The sequence below is a fragment of the Escherichia sp. 94.0001 genome (genome assembly GCF_013369155.2).
Taxonomy (GTDB): Bacteria; Pseudomonadota; Gammaproteobacteria; order Enterobacterales; family Enterobacteriaceae; genus Escherichia; species Escherichia coli_F.
The window spans coordinates 1-2,807 of the sequence record NZ_JABWMS020000138.1 but is presented as its reverse complement, the minus strand read 5'-3'; the positions used below and the strand labels follow the sequence as shown (position 1 = coordinate 2,807).

Below are 2,807 nucleotides of genomic sequence, written 5' to 3'. Positions count from 1 at the left end.
ACCGCTGACCTCTTGCATGCCATGCAAGCGCTCTCCCAGCTGAGCTATAGCCCCATCACGTAAAGCTTGTCGAGTTGACGGGCGGCATCATATGAATTCCGCCCGAATGTGTCAACGGCAAATTGCAGCGTGTAGTTTCAATCGCTGAAAAATCAGGCAAATGAACAATTTTGGAAAACCGCTCGCATTCAGTAGTTATTCATGTCACGGTTTCCTGTAAAGTGGTGTTATAAAATGAACCGCTAATAGACCTACATACATTCAGGGAATTGTTATGTTCAAGGAGAGGATGACGCCAGATGAACTTGCCAGACTGACCGGCTTTAGCCGCCAGACCATTAATAAATGGGTACGCAAGGAAGGCTGGACGACGTCACCAAAACCAGGCGTCCAGGGTGGCAAAGCCAGACTGGTTCACGTCAATGAACAGGTTCGTGAATATATTCGCAATGCTGAACGTCCGGAAGGTCAGGGAGAAGCACCTGCCCTGTCTGGTGATACGCCGCTTGAAGTGTTACTGGTGACACTGGCGAAAGAGATGACGCCAGTTGAACAAAAACAGTTTACATCCTTGCTTCTGCGGGAAGGGATTATCGGGTTATTACAACGCTTAGGGATTCGCGATAGCAAATAATATGAAAAGATTACGCAATAAAATGACCACCGAAGAACTGGCGGAATGCCTCGGTGTGGCTAAACAAACTGTTAACCGTTGGATCAGAGAGAAAGGCTGGAAAACGGAAAAATTTCCCGGGGTGAAAGGCGGTCGCGCCAGACTTATTCTGATCGATACGCAAGTTTGCGAGTTTATTCAGAACACGCCAGCCTTCCATAACACACCGATGCTTCTGGAAGCCGAAGAACCCCTTGCCGAATACGCACCGGGTATTCGCACCCCTGCTTATCGGCAAATCATCAGCGCAATAGACAACATGACTCACAGTGAGCAAGAAAAAGTTGCGCAATTTTTGTCACGCGAAGGAATTCGTCATTTCCTTGCTCGTCTCGACATAGATGAATCAGAATAAATAAAAAACGGCAGGGGGATCTCTCCTGCCGTTTATCTTTTATGCGCTAATTACTGCTGATTTTCGCGTTCAGCAATAAATGCCAGCGCTTTGTTGATACGCTCGATACTGCGGGTCTTACCGATTGCGTGAACGGTAACATCCAGCGCCGGAGACTGCCCCGCACCGGTTACGGCGACACGCAGCGGCATACCAACTTTACCCATACCCACTTCCAGCTCATCCGCCGTCGCCTGAATAGCGTGATGAACGTTTTCAGCGGTCCAGTCAGTAATCGCGGCCAGTTTGTCACGAACCACTTCCAGCGGCTGTCGCGCAACCGGACGCAGATGTTTTTTCGCGGCGTCAGCATCGAACTCAGCAAAATCTTCGTAGAAATAACGGCAGCTCTGTGCCATCTCTTTCAGCGTCTTGCAGCGTTCGCCCAGCAGTTTCACCAGATCAGCCAGCTGCGGGCCGTTACGGGTATCGATATTTTCCTGCTCAATGTGCCATTGTAAGTGAGTAGCAACATACTCCGGCGGCAGCGCGTTAATGTAGTGATGGTTCAGCCACAGCAGCTTGTCGGTGTTGAACGCACTGGCAGATTTGCTGACGGCATTCAGAGTGAAGTATTTGATCATCTCTTCACGAGTGAAGATTTCCTGATCGCCGTGGGACCAGCCCAGACGCACCAGATAGTTCAGCAGTGCTTCAGGCAGATAACCATCATCACGATACTGCATTACGCTGACCGCCCCGTGACGTTTGGACAGTTTTTTACCGTCATCGCCGTTGATCATAGAAACGTGCGCGTAAACCGGTACCGGCGCTTTCAGAGCCTTAAGAATGTTAATCTGGCGCGGTGTGTTGTTGATATGGTCTTCGCCACGGATAACGTGGGTGATTTCCATATCCCAGTCATCGACAACCACACAGAAGTTATAGGTTGGGGAACCATCGGTACGGCGGATAATCAGATCATCCAGCTCCTGGTTGCTGAACTCGATCGGACCACGGATCTGATCGTCAAAAACAACAGAACCTTCCTGCGGGTTAGCAAAACGTACGACACACGGCTCATCATCAGCGTGATGCTCATGACTGTGGCGGCAGCGACCGTCATAACGTGGTTTCTCACCTTTTGCCATTTGCTCTTCACGCAGCGCTTCCAGACGCTCTTTGGAGCAGTAGCATTTATAGGCAGTGCCCTCTTCCAGCATCTGATCGATCACCGCGTTGTAGCGATCAAAACGTTTGGTCTGGTAGTACGGACCTTCATCCCACTCCAGACTCAGCCAGTTCATGCCATCCATAATGGCTTCGATAGCTTCCGGCGTGGAACGCTCAAGATCGGTGTCTTCAATACGCAGCACGAACTCACCGCCGTGGTTACGTGCAAAAAGCCAGGAGTAAAGAGCAGTACGCGCGCCGCCAACGTGTAGATAGCCTGTTGGGCTTGGCGCGAAGCGAGTTTTGATTTTCATGAAATGGCCTTACGTTTAGAAAGATGCCGACAACCGGCAAATCCTGGAAAAATTGAGTGGGCGATATTCTATCACTCCCGCCTGATTCCTCAATGTAGTTCGGGTTGCAACCTTACGCATTATTGTTTTCGTTGACAAATTGCGCAACACGGTCTGTTTTGCGATCATCTTGCTTAAATTTACGACGAACGAACAATTTCTTTAGAAAATGCGTTGACTCATTTTGAACTCTCCCTATAATGCGACTCCACACAGCGGGGGTGATTAGCTCAGCTGGGAGAGCACCTCCCTTACAAGGAGGGGGTCGGCGGTT

Annotated in this window: 3 protein-coding genes; 2 read left to right on the top strand and 1 reads right to left on the bottom strand. The window is 50.0% G+C overall.

From position 1 onward, the window contains the following. Positions 1-274 precede the first annotated feature (274 nt). Positions 275-634, top strand: a complete 360-nt coding sequence (locus HEN33_RS24555; protein ID WP_203219662.1) for a YfeC-like transcriptional regulator — start codon at positions 275-277, stop codon at positions 632-634. A gap of 1 nt (position 635) precedes the next feature. Continuing rightward, the gene (locus HEN33_RS24550; RefSeq protein WP_000826488.1) at positions 636-1,028 is read left to right on the top strand and encodes a MerR family transcriptional regulator; all 393 of its coding nucleotides are present in this window, start codon (positions 636-638) and stop codon (positions 1,026-1,028) included. Positions 1,029-1,078: 50 nt separating this feature from the next. On the opposite strand, the gene gltX is transcribed toward HEN33_RS24550, so the two are convergent. Continuing rightward, complete coding sequence (gene gltX, locus HEN33_RS24545) at positions 1,079-2,494, bottom strand: glutamate--tRNA ligase (RefSeq protein ID WP_000695653.1); 1,416 nt, start codon at positions 2,492-2,494, stop codon at positions 1,079-1,081. Positions 2,495-2,807: the final 313 nt, after the last annotated feature.